16 protein-coding genes are annotated in these 17,229 nt (G+C 47.8%); 14 read left to right on the forward strand and 2 right to left on the reverse strand.

Annotated features, from left to right (window positions below):
- The first annotated feature begins 41 nt into the window (after positions 1 to 41).
- Complete coding sequence (locus FNY66_RS13820; RefSeq protein ID WP_150311521.1) at positions 42 to 1,481, forward strand: hypothetical protein; 1,440 nt, start codon at positions 42 to 44, stop codon at positions 1,479 to 1,481.
- An 87-nt stretch (positions 1,482 to 1,568) separates the two neighbouring features.
- Here FNY66_RS13820 and FNY66_RS13825 read toward each other — a convergent pair whose 3' ends face one another.
- Positions 1,569 to 1,928, reverse strand: a complete 360-nt coding sequence (locus FNY66_RS13825) for a P-II family nitrogen regulator (protein ID WP_087151423.1) — start codon at positions 1,926 to 1,928, stop codon at positions 1,569 to 1,571.
- Between the two features lie 45 nt (positions 1,929 to 1,973).
- Positions 1,974 to 3,212, reverse strand: a complete 1,239-nt coding sequence (locus FNY66_RS13830; RefSeq protein WP_150311522.1) for an ammonium transporter — start codon at positions 3,210 to 3,212, stop codon at positions 1,974 to 1,976.
- 340 nt (positions 3,213 to 3,552) lie between these two features.
- Between FNY66_RS13830 and FNY66_RS13835 the strand changes: the two genes are divergently transcribed.
- From FNY66_RS13835 to FNY66_RS13895, 13 genes are all read left to right on the forward strand, one after another.
- A complete protein-coding gene (locus tag FNY66_RS13835; RefSeq protein ID WP_229409537.1) occupies positions 3,553 to 4,452 on the forward strand; it encodes a precorrin-6A/cobalt-precorrin-6A reductase in 900 nt (299 codons plus the stop codon).
- Positions 4,397 to 4,588, forward strand: coding sequence for a fructosamine kinase family protein (locus FNY66_RS16245; RefSeq protein WP_087151425.1), 192 nt, complete (start codon positions 4,397 to 4,399; stop codon positions 4,586 to 4,588). The genes FNY66_RS13835 and FNY66_RS16245 overlap by 56 nt, the downstream gene beginning before the upstream one ends.
- Positions 4,589 to 4,622: 34 nt before the next feature.
- A complete protein-coding gene (thpR, locus tag FNY66_RS13845; RefSeq protein WP_190324847.1) occupies positions 4,623 to 5,108 on the forward strand; it encodes an RNA 2',3'-cyclic phosphodiesterase in 486 nt (161 codons plus the stop codon).
- Positions 5,109 to 5,345: 237 nt separating this feature from the next.
- Positions 5,346 to 6,101 carry a 30S ribosomal protein S2 gene (gene rpsB / locus FNY66_RS13850; protein WP_150311524.1) on the forward strand — a complete coding sequence of 252 codons (756 nt, stop codon included), beginning with the start codon at positions 5,346 to 5,348 and terminating at the stop codon, positions 6,099 to 6,101.
- Positions 6,102 to 6,128: 27 nt separating this feature from the next.
- Entirely contained in the window at positions 6,129 to 7,052 is a 924-nt protein-coding gene (tsf, locus tag FNY66_RS13855) for a translation elongation factor Ts (RefSeq protein ID WP_087151454.1), read from the forward strand.
- A 168-nt stretch (positions 7,053 to 7,220) separates the two neighbouring features.
- Positions 7,221 to 7,949, forward strand: a complete 729-nt coding sequence (locus FNY66_RS13860; RefSeq protein WP_150311525.1) for an ABC transporter ATP-binding protein — start codon at positions 7,221 to 7,223, stop codon at positions 7,947 to 7,949.
- Positions 7,936 to 9,534: a COG1361 S-layer family protein gene (locus FNY66_RS13865; RefSeq protein WP_229409538.1), complete on the forward strand. Its 1,599-nt coding sequence runs from the start codon at positions 7,936 to 7,938 to the stop codon at positions 9,532 to 9,534. The genes FNY66_RS13860 and FNY66_RS13865 overlap by 14 nt, the downstream gene beginning before the upstream one ends.
- The gene (locus FNY66_RS13870; RefSeq protein WP_150311527.1) at positions 9,491 to 10,900 is read left to right on the forward strand and encodes an ABC transporter permease; all 1,410 of its coding nucleotides are present in this window, start codon (positions 9,491 to 9,493) and stop codon (positions 10,898 to 10,900) included. Before FNY66_RS13865 ends, FNY66_RS13870 begins: the two co-directional genes overlap by 44 nt.
- Before the next feature lie 214 nt (positions 10,901 to 11,114).
- The gene (locus tag FNY66_RS13875; protein WP_150311528.1) at positions 11,115 to 12,194 is read left to right on the forward strand and encodes a GntR family transcriptional regulator; all 1,080 of its coding nucleotides are present in this window, start codon (positions 11,115 to 11,117) and stop codon (positions 12,192 to 12,194) included.
- Positions 12,195 to 12,212: 18 nt separating this feature from the next.
- Positions 12,213 to 12,917 carry an L-ribulose-5-phosphate 4-epimerase gene (locus FNY66_RS13880; RefSeq protein ID WP_150311529.1) on the forward strand — a complete coding sequence of 235 codons (705 nt, stop codon included), beginning with the start codon at positions 12,213 to 12,215 and terminating at the stop codon, positions 12,915 to 12,917.
- A 28-nt stretch (positions 12,918 to 12,945) separates the two neighbouring features.
- The gene (araA, locus tag FNY66_RS13885) at positions 12,946 to 14,442 is read left to right on the forward strand and encodes an L-arabinose isomerase (RefSeq protein ID WP_150311530.1); all 1,497 of its coding nucleotides are present in this window, start codon (positions 12,946 to 12,948) and stop codon (positions 14,440 to 14,442) included.
- Positions 14,443 to 14,575: 133 nt separating this feature from the next.
- Entirely contained in the window at positions 14,576 to 15,562 is a 987-nt protein-coding gene (locus tag FNY66_RS13890; RefSeq protein ID WP_087151433.1) for a diaminopimelate dehydrogenase, read from the forward strand.
- A gap of 51 nt (positions 15,563 to 15,613) precedes the next feature.
- Positions 15,614 to 17,218 carry a xylulokinase gene (locus FNY66_RS13895; RefSeq protein WP_150311531.1) on the forward strand — a complete coding sequence of 535 codons (1,605 nt, stop codon included), beginning with the start codon at positions 15,614 to 15,616 and terminating at the stop codon, positions 17,216 to 17,218.
- Positions 17,219 to 17,229 lie beyond the last annotated feature (11 nt).

A 17,229-nucleotide genomic window follows, 5' to 3' on the forward strand; every position in this document is an offset into this window, starting at 1 on the left:
TATCCGGAGAATTATTGTCCGGCGGAAAGCGGAGGAGTGTTATGAATCTGATCTTATTTTTTATCTTTCTCCTGTGTGATCTTATGATGGTACCTATCTGCTGGTTTTCTTTCGGAAAGCAGAGCGAATACCGGGAGGGAATGCTGCTCGGAGTACATATCCCTTCGGACTGTATTGGCGATCCGGAGGTGTCGGCGATCTGTACCAGGCAAGAAAAAGACTGGAAAAGGTTTCAGAGAATTAACCTGGTGATCAGTATTCTGGTGTGTTTCCTGAGCCTGTGGGATTTTCTTATATTTATTGTTATGTGGACCATCTGGCTGGCGGAATATATCGGTGGAATTTATTATCTGATCATCATTCCGCACCGGAAGATGTACAGACTGAAGATCAGGCGCGGGTGGGTGAAGGAAAGCACCCGGCGGCTGGTCCGGATTGATACATCTGTGTCTGCCGCTTCAGACAGGCTTGCCGTTGACTGGAAGTGGCATCTGCCTATGATTATTCTGACTGCGGCGACCGTGTTTTTCGTTCTTGGAATGGATCAAAGATACGGGATGGATCCTGCTGAGCTTGAGGTGGTCTGGATCATGTATGGAACTGGAGTGGGCATATGTGTCTTGTTTATGGCGCTCCATATCGGGATCATGTCGCAGGCCAACAGAGTATACAGCGAGAACTCCGATATCAATCTGTCTGTGAACCGCCTGGCTAAGCGCGCATGGACGTCGGGGCTTGTATACGCATCGTGGACAAACGGAGCGGCGTGGATATTTATGGCGGCAGGTTATTATATTGCAGGACCGGATCTGCCGGCATGGATCTATGTTGTCTATTCCATCCTGCTCACTGTCGGAGCGGCGGCGCTTCTGATAGCAATTGCATCGTCTGTCAGGAAACGAAAAGCAGTTCTGGAGTCAGATCAGGAAGCCTATTATACGGATGACGATGAGTACTGGAAATACGGGTGGTACAATAATCCGGATGACAGGCATATCCTTGTTCAGGACCGGTTCAACAGTATGAATTACTCGTTTAACTGGGGACGCCCAGGAGTGAAAAAAGCCGGTGTGATCTTATATGCGGCGACAATCATTTTTGTACCTGCCATTATTATATGGACATTCAGTCTTATCGCTTCCTTTGATAATGCAGAAGTTGCTTTCGCTGAATCGGGCGGTGTATGCTCGGTAGAAGCGGCGGGATATGACTGTGAGTTCAGAGAAGATGAGATTGCGTCAGTGGAGCTGATCGGCGCGCTTCCGGATGACGATTACATAAGGACAAACGGCGGGAGTACGGACAAAGTCAATATCGGGCATTTCCGCGGGAAAGAAACAGGGAAATGCATGATGTTTCTGTATAAAGGTTACTCACCGATATTAGAAATCCGGCTGGAGGACGGGATGACTGTTTATATAAACAGCCGGGAAGAAAAGAAAACAGAAGAATGGTATGAAATGGCAGCGGATATAGGGTAAATTTCAGCCGGCGGATGACTTTATCCGCCGGCCGTTCTTATGAAGGTTGTTAAGAATGTATGTATATATATTGGCTTAATTGAGCCCTTAGTCAAGCTGCGACTGCAGCGCATCGTATCCGGTTTCTTTAGTACGGATCTTCATAGCACTTCTGATTTCATAGCTGAAGATCTTGCCATCTCCCACATCGCCTGTAAAAGCGGCCTTTTGAATGGCATCAATGACTTTTTTCTCCCATTCCTCAGAAGATACGACGATCTCGAATTTGACTTTCGGCTGAAGTACAATATCGACTTCGGAACCCCGGACGACTTCTTTATAGCCTCTCTGGACGCCGCATCCCATTACCTGAGATACGGTGATACCGTTGACCTCTATCTGGTTGAGGGCGTCTTTGACATCCTCGAACATTTCTTCTCTTACGATTGCTTCTACTTTGATTAACATAATATGCTCCTCCTATCCTTTCATTATTATATAGCACGATCCGGTTTAGTCGAAACCGTTGAAGGACGGATAAGCCTGCTCGCCGTGCTGTGTGACGTCAAGTCCGAGTGCCTCGTCTTTCTCATCAACACGAAGTTTTGTAAAGATACGGATGATACCGATGCAGATCAGGGATCCGACTACCGCCACTGCGGCCGTTACGAGAATACTGATGATCTGTGCCACAAAAAGCCTGGTTTCGCCAAATACAAGGCCATCCCACTGAGCAACGGAGTTGATAGAACTCTGTCCGAACAGTCCGGTTGCAATACCTCCCCAGATACCGCCGATGCCGTGGCATCCGAATGCATCAAGAGCGTCGTCGATTTTCAGTTTATGTTTGATGATATTCATCATAAAGTAGCAGATCGGGCTTACAAGAGCGCCGATGATAAAGGATGCCCAGATCGGCACGAAGCCTGCACCAGGCGTAATCGCAACCAGTCCGACTACCAGACCTGTAGAAGCACCTACAAGTGTCGGTTTTCCGTCTTTGATTGTATCGATCAGCATCCATGAAAGGAGTGCTGTAGCAGCAGAAATAGATGTTGTCATAAATGCGTGTGCTGCAAGTCCGTCTGCTGCAAGTGCGCTTCCGGCGTTGAACCCGTACCATCCAAACCACAGAAGAGCGGCTCCGAGAACAACGAAAGGAATATTGTGAATGCGGTAAGAAGTTTTCTCATAGCCGCGTCTTCTGCCAAGATAAATGGCGAGCACAAGTGCGCTCACACCGGAACTGATATGTACAACGTTTCCGCCGGCAAAATCAACAGAACCGATGGAAGCGAGGAATCCGCCCTGACCCCATACCATATGAGCCATCGGATAATATACGATGACAGACCAGAGAGCGATAAAAGCAAACAGTGCCTTAAATTTCATTCTCCCCACAACTGCACCGGTAATAAGCGCCGGTGTAATCATTGCAAACATCATCTGGAATGCAGCATATACAAGATGCGGTATACTGTCAGAGTACGGACCTGCATCCCAGCCCACGCCGTTTAATCCGAGCCATTCAAAGCTTCCGATTACTCCGCCGTGGTCGCTGCCGAATGAAAGTGAATATCCGAAAAGTGTCCACATAAATACGGACAATCCCATGATCGCCACGCAGGCCATCATTGTGTTTACTACATTTTTCCTCCTGACAAGTCCCCCGTAGAAGAAAGCCAGTCCCGGCGTCATGATAAACACGAGCGCCGCGCAGATCATTATAAATCCTGTGTTTCCTGTGTCCATAGAAATACCTCCCGTTTCCTGTAGAGCTAACAGATTTTCATGATTCCCCGGGTACTTTGTCACAAAAAAGAGTTAAACTGCTTTTTATAAAAAAGAAAAGACGCCTGATCGGTGAGGGCGTTCCATTTGCCTCAGCATCAGACGTCTTTGTCTTTATGGGGCATAGTCTAGCAGATAGAAAATTAAAAATCAAGCAAAAAAATAAAAAAATAAATATTTTGTTAAAATTCCAAGAAAAATCTGATAAATTATTTTGATTATCGGCTAATTTTACAAAATCATTTTCCCGTGTTAGAATACAGAAGAATTAATATTTGATGAATAAATATGGAGACGGTATATGGATACAGACAGAATGAAACCCGGAATCCTGATTTTTGCGGGCACGACTGAGGGAAGGTCGCTGGCTGAATATGCGTCTGCGAATTCAGTGAGATGTTTTGTGAGCGTGGCCACAGATTACGGGAAAAGCCTGCTGGAGAAACTTGAGAATATCATTCTCCTTACAGGGCGTATGGATGAAAAAGAGATGGAACGTTTTATAGAAGAGAATGATATCCGGCTGGTCATAGACGCTACTCATCCTTTTGCCAGGGAGGTGACGGAGAATATCAGATCAGCCTGCGAAAAAGCCCGTGCATATTCGGGCAAAGTCCGCTATGTGCGATGTGTGAGACCGTTCGAAAAGAGAGCTTCATCCGGACAGTCAGCAGAGACATCAGAAAAGGAAGACAGAGCGGCGGGTGAAGAAGATACACAGGATGAACGGATCATATATACAGAGTCTGTGCAGGACGCGGTGGAGTATCTGAAAAAAACTACAGGAAATATCCTGATCGCGACAGGCAGTAAAGAGCTGCATTTGTATACAGAAATTGATAACTACCGGGAGCGCTGTTTCGCAAGAGTGCTGTCCACGGAACCGACTGTGAAGGAGAGCGTGAGGCTCGGTTTTGAAGGCAGTCATCTGTTTGCCATGCAGGGACCTTTTGCGCCGGATCTGAATCTTGCTCTGCTTCGTCAGACAAAGGCGGCCTATTTTGTTACGAAAGAGACTGGAAAAGCCGGCGGCTTCGATGAAAAGGCTGAGGCGGCGGAAATGGCCGGTGCGGTGCTTGTCGTGATCGGGAGGCCCGACGAGACCGGCGAGAGTGTGGAGGCAGTAGAAGAAATGATAAAAGAGTATGCAGGGGAACAGAATTCTTCCGGAGAGATTTTATGCGGCATATGCAGAGGTTAATCCGATCGATAAATCAGGATATTCACAGCGTAAAAAACTGTATGACCTGTATCAGCTCCTGAATCACCTGAATTTATTCGGAAGTATGTATCTCGGGAGCGTTGTAGACATTATAAATATATATGTCGGAGCCTGATAAAGCACAGACCCGGATGACTGAGGAGAGAAATATGAGGCTGTTTATTGCGATAAAACTTTCAGACGAAATGAAGAAAGCGCTGATCAACTGTATGCATAACCTGAAGAAGCAGGGCGTGGAGGGAAACTATGTTCCGGCGCAAAATCTGCATATGACGCTTGCATTTATCGGCGAATACGATGATCCGGAAAAAGTAAAGAAAGTAATCAAAAAAGTGCCTATGCCGGAATTCAGGCTCAACCTGTCAGAGAAAGGAAATTTTGGTAATATCCTTTGGGCAGGAGTAAAGGGCAACCAGAAGCTGAAAGCCTATGTAAAGGAATTGAGATCTGCGTTGGATGAAGAAGGAATCCCATATGACAGAAGCAGTTTTGTTCCACATATCACGCTGATCCGGAAAGTATCTGCAAAGAAACCGTATCAGGTGCATTTGGGCAAAGCAGTGATGACAGTGAAACACGCTTCCCTTATGAAGTCGGAGCAGAAGAAAGGAAAAGTGATATATCAGGAACTCTGATAAAGCGGGCTGTCAGAGCGTCATCCGCAAAGCGTAACAGTTCAGCCGCGCCATGACTGAACTGTTACCGCAATAATGGGAAAAACTTCTTGCAATGCATATTTATCTGTGATATACTGCAAATGTTGCAAAAAAACACGTATGCGGATTTTCCTGACGGTGCCGAAACCGGATACACCGGAAGGTCTCAGGGAAGAAAACATACGGAAGATCAAAAACCAAATGGAGGAAAGAAACATGAGTGTTATTTCAATGAAACAGCTTTTAGAAGCAGGTGTACACTTCGGACACCAGACAAGAAGATGGAACCCGAAAATGGCTCCGTATATCTACACAGAGAGAAATGGTATTTACATCATCGACCTGCAGAAATCTGTAGGAATGGTTGATGACGCATATAAAGCCGTTTCTGACATCGCTGCAGAGGGCGGCACAATTCTTTTCGTAGGAACAAAGAAACAGGCTCAGGATGCGATCAAGACAGAAGCAGAGCGCTGCGGTATGTTCTATGTAAACGAGAGATGGCTGGGCGGTATGCTCACAAACTTCAAGACGATCCAGAGCCGTGTAAAACGTCTCAAAGAGATCGAGGCTATGTCAGAAGACGGAACATTCGACGTACTTCCGAAGAAGGAAGTTATCGCTCTGAAAAAAGAGTGGGCAAAACTTGAGAAGAACCTCGGCGGAATCAAAGAGATGAAGAGACTGCCGGATGCAATCTTCGTAGTAGACCCGAAAAAAGAGAGAATCTGTGTACAGGAAGCTCACACACTGGGAATCACGCTGATCGGTATCTGCGATACAAACTGCGATCCGGAAGAGCTGGATTACGTAATCCCGGGTAACGACGATGCTATCAGAGCAGTGAAACTGATCGTTTCCAAGATGGCTGACGCTGTTATCGAGGCAAACCAGGGTGCGGCTGCAGACACAGAGGAAGAGTACTATGAGGCAGAGGCTGCTGACGAAGCAGAAGAGGCTGTAGAAGAGTAATATCTTGATTTAATGGAGGAATTTATCATGGCAATCACAGCAGGAATGGTAAAAGAATTAAGAGAAATGACAGGCGCAGGCATGATGGACTGCAAGAAAGCCCTTACAGAGACAAATGGCGATATGGATGCGGCTATTGAGTTCCTTAGAAAGAACGGACAGGCAAAAGCTGAGAAGAAAGCCGGAAGAATCGCAGCAGAGGGTATCGTTAAGACTGTTGTAAGAGACGACAAAGTTGCAGCGATCGTTGAAGTTAACTCCGAGACAGACTTCGTTGCTAAGAACGATGAGTTCCAGGGCTTCGTAGAGGCAGTTGTAAATCAGGTTGCAGATAATAATCCGGCTGACATGGATGCATTCATGGCAGAGGCATGGGCAGCTGATGCATCCAAGACTGTAAAAGACGCTCTTGTAGAGAAGATCGCAGTGATCGGAGAGAACCTGAACATCAGAAGATTCGAGAGAGTAGACGCTGAGAACGGATGTGTTGTATCCTACATCCACGGCGGCGGACGTATCGGTGTCCTTGTAGTTGCTGATACAGATGTTGTAAACGATGAGATCAAGACATGCCTGAAGAACGTAGCTATGCAGGTTGCTGCTATGTCTCCGAAGTATGTATCCCGTGACGAAGTATCTCAGGAATACATGGATCACGAGAAAGAGATCCTTCTTGCTCAGGCTAAGAAAGAGAACCCGGAGAAACCGGACAACATCATCGAAAAGATGATCATCGGACGTCTCAACAAAGAGATGAAAGAGATCTGCCTGCTCGATCAGGTATATGTTCAGGACAGCGACCTTACTGTTGCAAAATATGTTGACAAGGTAGCAAAAGAGAACAACGCAAAAGTAACAGTTACGAAGTTCATCCGCTTCGAGACTGGCGAAGGTATCGAGAAGAAAGAAGAGAACTTCGCAGAAGAAGTTGCAAAACAGATGGGAAACTAATCTAAAACCCATTGAATTTCATAATGAATGAAGTGCCACGCAGGTGTAAAAGCCTGCGTGGTTTTCCTATTGTTGACATATTAAGAAAAACTTCATAATATTCTTTCTAAAATATTCCATTTCATCCCTTAAAATCAAAAGAAACTATGCAAAGGAGAGGGGGCGAGTGTGATAGAAGCGATCACTGTAAAAGATCTTTATAAACTCTACCGTGTGGGAGATTCAATTGTCCGGGCGCTGGACGGAGTCAGTTTCGAGATACACAAAGGGGAGTTCTGTGCGATCGTTGGTACGAGTGGTTCCGGCAAATCGACACTTCTGAATATGCTTGCAGGGCTTGAGAAGCCGACGAAAGGCGAGATTGTCATAAGTGGAAGTCATATCGAGAAGATGAAAGAAGATGAGCTTGTCCGGTTCCGCCGCGAGCATGTCGGGTTTATTTTTCAGTCCTTTCATCTTATCGGTACAATGAATGCGCTGGAAAATGTCGCTCTGCCACTGATGTTCCGGGGAGAGCCGGCAAAAGAAAGGCTCAGGAAAGCGGACAGGATGCTGTCGCTGATGGGACTTGACAGGCACAAAAAGCATATGCCGAATCAGATGTCGGGCGGTCAGCAGCAGCGTGTAGGAGTTGCGAGAGCTCTTGTTTCGGATCCGGATATTATTTTTGCCGATGAGCCGACGGGAAATCTGGACTCCCATACATCGGAAGAAGTGATGAGGCTCATGCGCAGAGTTGTACAGAGTCAGGGAAAGACGCTCGTGATGGTGACGCATGACGACCATCTGGCTGAATATGCGGACAGAGTATTCCACATTATTGACGGCAAGATCGTGAAGATCGATGTAAACACATCTGAAAAGAATGAGAAAGGGAAAAAATATGAAACGATTTAAAAGAGCATGGGCGGTACTGTTGTGCTGTATGTTTACTATCTGTATGCTTATGCCGGCAGGAGTCAGGGCAGAAGAGGGTGAAAACGAGAATGCAAAGGTATTAAACCAGATTACACTGAGCGTTGGAGATGAACAGAAGACCCCGGTGTATAAGGCAGGTGAGAAGACAGAGCTTAAAATCAATGTTCAGAATAAAGGAAATATTGATGCGCAGAATGTGATGATAACACCCGTGATCAACAGTACGGATGAATGGCCTTTTGATATGGAGAAGCTGAATTATGAGCAGGACCTCGGGACAATTGCAGCGGGCGCTCAGGCGACAGCTCTCTGGGGCGGCGACGATGATAAGCTGACCGTGAAAAGTGATGTGACCGGAAAATCCTATAAGCTTGTATTCAAACTTACCTATGATGACGGAGAAAAAGTATACGAGACAGAGCGATATGTCTTTGTGAAGACAGAGGCGAAGAAGACTACATCCGGAAGCGGAAACAGTGATAAGGGCCATGATAACTCGCAGTCTGATAAGCCTTCCGACAATAATGGAGGAGGAAATAACGGAAGCTCCGGCAGTTATGTGGATACCGGTGATGACGGCATTGTGTATAACGGGGACCCGATTTCAACAGGCGGAGATGTTTCATCCGCAGGTGACGGATCTGTTCCTCGCGTCATCGTCACAGGGTTTGATACGGATCCGGGGACGGTAAAGGCAGGAAGTAACTTTAAACTGGTGATCCACCTGAAAAACACATCAAAAAAGACGGCGGTCAAAAATATGCTTTTTGATCTTCAGGCGCCTGCGGCGGGAACTGATGAAGCTGCAGAAGCTCCGGCGTTCCTTCCGGTATCAGGTTCCAGCTCCATCTATCTGGACGGGATACCTGCAAACGGTACAAAAGATATCTCGATCGATTTGAACAGCCGCGCGGATCTGATCCAGAAACCCTACAGTATAACAATGACGATGAAGTATGAAGACGGAAGCGCCACGCAGTTTGAAGGAGAGTCCAGTCTGGCAATCCCGGTTACTCAGGAAGCAAGGTTTGAATTCAGTGAAATCCAGATCATGCCCGATACAGTCGCAGTCTATGAAGAGGCAAATATCACCTGCAATTTGTATAATCTTGGACGGGTGAAAATGTATAATGTGAAGGTCCGGTTCGAAGGAGATGCTATCGAAGGAGAGGAGCAGTTCATCGGTAATCTGGAGTCCGGATCCACGGGGACGATCGACGGTATCGTGACAGCTATCGCCGAATCTTATGACGAATCCAACTGCAAACTTGTTTTGAGCTACGAAGATGATTCCGGGAAGGAATATACGGTGGAGCAGCCGTTTACAATGACAGTTACGGCCGAGATGGAACCGGCGGATATGGAAATGATGATGGATGTGCCCGAGGAGACGGGAAGTCCGATCGGAATCATCATCGCGGTTATAGCAGGTCTGGTGGTGATCGGAGCCGTGACGGCAGTCTTATTGCTGAAGAGGAGAAAGAATAGGATCCAGTCGTCGGAAGAGGAGGAGTTAATGGATGAGGTGGAGCGATTTACTGAGGATGAGCGCAGGCAGCCTTAAACGGAGAAAGCTGCGCGCATTCCTGACAATCCTTGGTGTTGTCATCGGAACAGCATCTATCGTCGTCATGATCTCCCTGGGACTCGGACTCCAGCAGTCCATGTATGAACAGATGGAGCTGGACGGCGGCACGACAGGCCTTACAGTCACGGGGAAATCCGGCGACGGTATGATGTACAGCTACAGCACTGATGCGGGCAGTGAAGAAGAGTCGAGTAAATATATCACGGATGATACGATTGAGGAAATAAAAGCACTGGAACATGTAAAGAGTGCGGATCCTGTACTTAACTTTTCCGCCCTTGCGCTCAAAGGAAAATACGAAGGATATCTTCAGCTGTACGGTATGACGCTGGAAGCAATGGAAAGCCTGAATCTGGAACTGGAACCCGGCGGCAGGCTGCCTGATCCGGACAGCCCGGAACTGGAACTTGTATTTGGCAACATGGTCCTTGTTGATTTCTATGAGAAAGGGACGGGAAGCGGATACTGGGATACGGGAGAACTGCCGGATATCGATCTCCAGAATGACAAGTTATTTGTGATCCTGGATCAGGACAGCTACTATCAGACGCAGAGCACACCGGAAATGGGTGCAGAAGGCGGTGCAGAGGGCGGTGAGAATACTGTCAGGACACCGAAGAAATATGTACTCGGCGCATGCGGGGTTATTGCAGGCGGACCGGATACCTATAATACTAATTCTTATAATGTGCTCTGCGATATTTACAAATTAAAAGAATATCTGCAGAAAGAATTCAGGGGGCGTGCAATTCCCGGACAGCCGACTACCCAGAGCGGGAAGCCTTACAGTCAGTTCGTCTATTCTTCGGCTTCCGTGCAGGCAGACGATATGGAGAATGTAGAGGAGCTTGCACAGACAATCCGAAGTCTCGGGTATGACGTGTATACAAATGTAGAATACATAAACGGCATGAAGAAAACCCTTGGCATGGTGCAGGCAGTGCTCGGAGGAATAGGAGCGGTATCCCTGCTTGTTGCAGCGATTGGTATTGCTAATACCATGATGATGGCAATCTATGAAAGGACGAAAGAGATTGGAGTTATGAAAGTAATCGGGTGCAGTCTTAAAAATATCCGTCAGCTCTTTCTTCTGGAAGCTGCGTTCATCGGATTTATCGGAGGCGTCGCCGGTAATGTCTTAAGCCTTATCATTTCGGCGGTCATAAATGTACTTATCCCCGGGGAGAGCCTGTGGGGGACGGAAGGGAATATCTCATATATTCCGATCTGGCTTATGCTGGCATCCATGGGATTTGCTGTGCTTGTGGGGATGGCTGCGGGTTATTTCCCGGCAGTCCGCGCGATGAAGCTGAGCCCGCTGGCTGCGATACGGAACGAATAAGAAGCATCAGGAGTCGTGTATAATCAAGAATAAATAGTAGGGAGAAGTTGTATTGCTTTTGATAATAAAAAAGAATACAACTTCTTATTTTATGCCAAAAATAGAACAATAACTTTGGATAAAATGTGAATTGTATTGAAAGTTGTTATGTTGTATGATTATGAACAGAAAGTGATATAAGGAGATGTGCTGTATATGGAAAGGGGGCTGGTGGATGCAGAAAAAGTATGAGCGTATCGTTGCCTGGGTGCAGCAGGAGATCGAGAGCGGGGTGTTGAGCCGCGGAGATAAGCTGCCCTCAGAGAATGATCTGATGGAACGATTCGGCGTGAGCCGCCAGACAGTCCGGCGTGCCATGGAAGAGCTGACAGAAAAAAATGTCGTTGAGGGGCGCAGAGGCAGCGGGACTTATGTGACCGCGAATACCCGGCGGCTGACGGGGAAGGAAATCAGGATTGCCGTTATGCTGACCTATGTAGATACTTACATTTTTCCCTCGATCATCAAAGGAATCGAATCCGTGCTCTCACGGGAAGGGTGCATTCTGCAGATTGCCATGACGGATAATGCTGTAGAAAAAGAGCGGACGCTGCTCCGGGAATTTATCCATACCCAGTCGGTGGACGGAATTATTGCGGAGACAGTTAAGAGCGCATTGCCGAACCCGAATATGGAACTCTACAGAGAGCTTGAAAAACTGGGGATTCCGGTGCTGTTTGTCAATAATTACTACAAAGAGCTGTCTATCCCCCATATCAGTATGGACGACCGAAGGGCGGGTTACCTTGCAGCCAGGCATCTTACAGAGTGCGGGCATACCCGAATCGGCGGCATATTCAAGGCGGATGACGGTCAGGGACATCTGCGGTACGCGGGCTACACAGATGCTCTGATGGAGCAGGAGATAAAGATCAGGGGTGATCAGGTTATCTGGATTGATTCGGAAGAGCTGCGAACGATGGAGGAGGAGAGCGCCAAGTTCGTGAAGAGGATGAAAGGCTGCACGGCATGCGTCTGCTATAACGATGAGACGGCATACAAGCTTGTGAATATTTTAAGTAAGGCGGGCCGGAGAGTGCCGGAGGATATTTCCATCGTAGGAATTGATAATTCGGGAGTTGCAAAGTTCTGTCCCGTGCCGCTGACCTCGGTGGAGAATCCGGCGGAAGAGCTGGGCAGGACTGCTGCTGAGAGTATCGTAGGGAAAATACTCAGAAATGAAAATATGGAGACACAGGAATTTATGCCAAAACTTGTGATGCGAAGTTCTGTGCAGGTCATCCATGAGATGTGAATAAAAGGAGGAAAAATTATGCTGGAACATTTGAAGAAAGAAGTCTATGAGGCGAACATGCTTCTGCCCAAATATAATCTCGTGACATTTACATGGGGAAATGTGAGCGGGCTCGACCGAGAGAGCGGCCTGTTTGTTATCAAGCCGAGCGGTGTGGAGTACGACAGACTGACTCCGGACGACATGGTGGTCGTAGACCTTGAGGGAAACAAAGTAGAGGGAAGATACAATCCGTCCTCGGATACACCGACTCATGTTGTGCTCTACAACCGCTTCCCGAAGATCGGGGGAGTCGTTCATACTCATTCGAGCTGGGCGACAAGCTGGGCACAGGCGGGAAGAGACATCCCGTGTTACGGAACGACACACGCAGATTACATTTACGGAGAGATTCCATGCGTGAGAAATCTCACGAAAGAGGAGATCGAAGAAGCATATGAGAAGAATACCGGAGTTCTGATCGCGGATGAGTTTGAGCGGATGGCCAAAGATTATATCGCGGTCCCGGCAGTGCTCTGCAAGAATCACGGCGTATTTACATGGGGCAAGGATGCCCATGAGGCGGTGCACAATGCTGTAGTCGCAGAGGAAGTGGCAAAGATGGCCGCGCGCTGTGAATTTATCAATCCTGAAGTAAAACCTGCCCCGCAGGAACTCCAGGACAAGCATTATTACAGAAAGCACGGGGCAAACGCATATTACGGACAGCCCGGTAAAATATAAAATATTTAAGAATAAGGAGAATGTAAAGATGTTAAAAAGAAAAGAGTACAAGTTCTGGTTCTGTACAGGCTCACAGGATCTCTACGGGGATGAGTGCCTTGCACATGTGGCTGAGCATTCACGTATAATTGTTGAGAAACTGAATGAGTCAGGAAATCTTCCGTACGAGGTCGTACTAAAACCGACGCTCATCACGAACGAGCTGATACGTAAGACATTCAACGAGGCAAACATGGATGAGACATGTGCGGGCGTGATTACATGGATGCATACATTCTCTCCGGCAAAATCATGGATCCTCGGACTGCAGGAGTACAGAAAACCGCTCCTTCATCTTCACACCCAGTTCAACCGTGAGATCCCTTATGATACGATCGATATGGATTTCATGAATGAGAACCAGTCCGCACACGGCGGTCGTGAATACGGGCATATCTTCACCCGCATGGGAATCGAGCGCAAGGTTATCGTCGGATACTGGGAAGATGAACAGGTACAGAAGAAGATCGCATCATGGATGCGTACGGCAGTGGGAGTGATCGAGAGCAGCCATGTGCGCGTTATGAGAGTGGCTGACAACATGAGAAACGTTGCGGTTACAGACGGCGATAAAGTAGAGGCACAGATCAAATTCGGCTGGGAAGTAGACGCTTATCCTGTGAATGAAATTGCAGAGGCAGTGGAGTCTGTGTCCGAGTGCGATGTAAAAGCGCTTACGGACGAATACTATGACACATATGACATCCTGCTTGAGGGAAGAGATCCGGAAGAATTCCGCCGTCATGTGGCCGTGCAGGCTCAGATCGAGATCGGATTTGAGCGTTTCCTCGAGGAGAATAATTATCAGGCGATCGTTACACATTTCGGCGACCTCGGAAGTCTGAAACAGCTGCCGGGACTTGCAATCCAGAGGCTGATGCAGAAAGGCTACGGCTTTGGCGCAGAGGGAGACTGGAAGACAGCGGCTATGGTGCGTATTATGAAGATTATGACAGAGGGCATGAACGATGCGAAGGGAACTTCCTTTATGGAAGATTATACGTACAATCTGGTACCGGGCAAAGAAGGAATCCTGCAGGCTCATATGCTGGAAGTGTGCCCGACAATTTCCGACGGTCCGATCAGCATCAAAGTACAGTCGCTTTCCATGGGTGACAGAGAGGATCCGGCAAGACTTGTATTTACGGCGAAGACAGGACCGGCTGTAGCAACATCCCTTGTCGACCTCGGTAACCGCTTCCGTCTCATCATCAACGATGTAACCTGTAAGAAGACAGAAAAACCTATGCCGAAACTTCCGGTTGCAACAGCTTTCTGGACACCGGAACCGAATCTGCAGACAGGAGCGGAGGCGTGGATCCTCTGTGGCGGAGCACACCACACGGCGTTCTCCTACGACCTGACAAGTGAGCAGATGGGAGACTGGGCAGCAGCCATGGGTATTGAGGCGGTCTATATCGATAAGGACACAACGATCAGAAACCTCAAAAATGAGCTGAGATGGAATGAAGCTGCATACAGATAACGGTCGGGTTCGTACTGTCCGCAACGCAGCACTGTTGTACAAATAGTGAGGTATTCGTTGAAAACTTGCTTCCATCCCTGTATAATAACAGGCAGAGCATTAAAACAATAAAACAACAGAAAAGGAGCAAGATATGAGTATAAGAATAGGTATCTTAGGTTATGGAAACCTCGGGAGAGGTATTGAGTGTGCTATAAAACAGAATACGGATATGGAGCTTGCGGCAGTATTTACACGCAGGGATCCCTCTGGTGTGACAATACAGACAGAGGGTGTGCCGGTGTGCAGCGTATCTGAAGCGAAAGATTGGAAAGACAAGATTGATGTTATGATCCTCTGCGGAGGAAGTGCGACAGACCTTCCGGAGCAGACACCGGAATATGCCCGCATGTTTAATGTTATTGACAGCTTTGACACTCACGCAAGGATCCCGGAGCACTATGCAAATGTAGACGCAGCCGCAAAAGAGGGAAATAAAATCGGCATCATTTCTGTGGGCTGGGATCCGGGTATGTTCTCACTTAACAGACTGTATGCGAATGCCATCCTTCCGGACGGAAAAGACTATACATTCTGGGGGAAGGGCGTAAGCCAGGGTCATTCTGACGCTATCCGCAGAGTGGAGGGCGTCAAAGATGCAAAGCAGTACACGATTCCTGTGGATACAGCACTTGAGGCTGTAAGAAACGGAGAAAATCCGGAACTGACTACAAGACAGAAGCACACGAGAGAGTGTTTTGTTGTCCTTGAAGAAGGGGCGGACGCGGCGAAAGTCGAGGAAGAGATCAAGACGATGCCAAACTATTTCTCGGATTATGATACGACTGTACACTTTATCAGCGAAGAAGAGTTGAAGAGAGACCACAGCGGTATTCCGCACGGCGGATTTGTCTTAAGAAGCGGAAAGACCGGATGGAACGGAGAGAACAGCCACCTTATTGAGTACAGCCTGAAGCTGGATTCAAATCCGGAGTTCACGTCATCGGTTCTTGTGGCCTATGCCCGTGCAGCATACCGGCTGTCTCAAGAAGGGCAGAGCGGATGCAGGACAGTCTTTGATATCGCACCTGCGTATTTAAGCGCGAAGAGCGGTGAAGAGCTGCGCAGGACGATGCTGTAAAAAGCTTTACAATAATTGTAAAAATATCAAATATAAAGGAGGAGTGTGCAAATGAGAAGCAAAGAAGAGATCAGAGAGATGATAAGCGCCGGACAGGCAGTGCTCGGAATCGAGCTGGGATCGACCAGGATCAAGGCGGTACTCATCGATGTGGATAAATCACCTGTTGCTTCAGGAAGCTATGACTGGGAGAACCAGTATGTGGATCACATCTGGACATATGATATCCATGAAGTGTGGAAAGGACTTCAGGGCAGTTATCAGGATCTTGTGAAAAATGTTCAGGAAGAGTATGGAGTGACAGTCACAAATCTGGCCGCTGCCGGTGTGAGCGCTATGATGCACGGTTATCTGGCTTTTGATGAAAAGGATGAGCTTCTTGTGCCGTTCCGCACCTGGAGAAACACTATTACAGGCGAGGCGTCAGAGAAGCTGTCTGAACTTTTTCAGTATCACATCCCGCAGCGCTGGAGCATTGCCCATCTGTATCAGGCTATTTTAAACGGCGAGGATCATGTAGATAAAGTACGTTTCTTTACTACTCTTTCCGGATACATACACTGGCGGCTTACAGGACAGAAAGTGATCGGAAGCGGAGATGCGGCCGGCATGTTCCCGATCAATATCGAGGCAAAAGACTATGACAGCAGGATGCTGGATCAGTTTGACGAACTGGTGGCTGATAAGGGATTCCCGTGGAAGATCCGCGACCTTCTCCCTAAAGTGCTCCTTGCAGGTGAAGATGCGGGCAGCCTGACAGAGGAAGGCGCAAAACTCCTCGATCCTTCCGGCAATCTTGCTTCCGGTATCCCGATGTGCCCGCCTGAAGGTGATGCGGGAACCGGTATGACGGCGACTAACAGCGTTGCCGTAAGGACAGGAAATGTCTCTGCCGGAACAAGTGTATTTGCTATGGCAGTGCTTGAAAAAGATCTGACTAAGCCGTACGAGGAGATAGATCTTGTGACTACTCCGGCGGGAGATCTGGTGGCCATGGTACACTGCAACAACTGTACATCCGATTTGAATGCATGGGTAGGGCTGTTCAAAGAGTTCGCGGAGAGTTTCGGCATCGATGTAGATATGAACAAACTGTTTGGAACACTCTACAATAAAGCCCTCGAGGGCGATCCGGACTGCGGCGGCCTGCTCGCATACAACTACTTCTCAGGCGAGCATATTACCGGGTTCGATGAGGGACGTCCGCTCTTTGTGCGTTCTCCTGAAAGTAAATTCAATCTTGCAAACTTCATGAGAGTCCACCTGTACACTTCTCTCGGGGCACTTAAGACAGGAATGGATATCCTGCTCAAAAAGGAAGATGTCAGACTTGACCGTATGATGGGACACGGAGGACTGTTTAAGACAAGAGGAGTCGGACAGAGAATACTTGCCGGAGCTATCGATACACCTGTATATGTTATGGAAACTGCAGGCGAGGGCGGCGCATGGGGAATTGCCCTGCTGGCTGATTATCTTGTACGTAAAGAAGAGAACGAAAGTTTGACAGATTATCTTAACAACAAAGTATTCCACGATGCAGAAGGTACGGGGATGGATCCTGTTGCAGAGGATGTGGAAGGCTATGAAAAATTCATGGAGAGATACACGAAAGGACTTGCAATCGAAAGAGCGGCGGTGGACTGTGAAATCTGAAGTGATAGATT

This window comes from Mediterraneibacter catenae, from assembly GCF_008691045.1.
Classification (GTDB): domain Bacteria; phylum Bacillota; class Clostridia; order Lachnospirales; family Lachnospiraceae; genus Mediterraneibacter; species Mediterraneibacter ornithocaccae.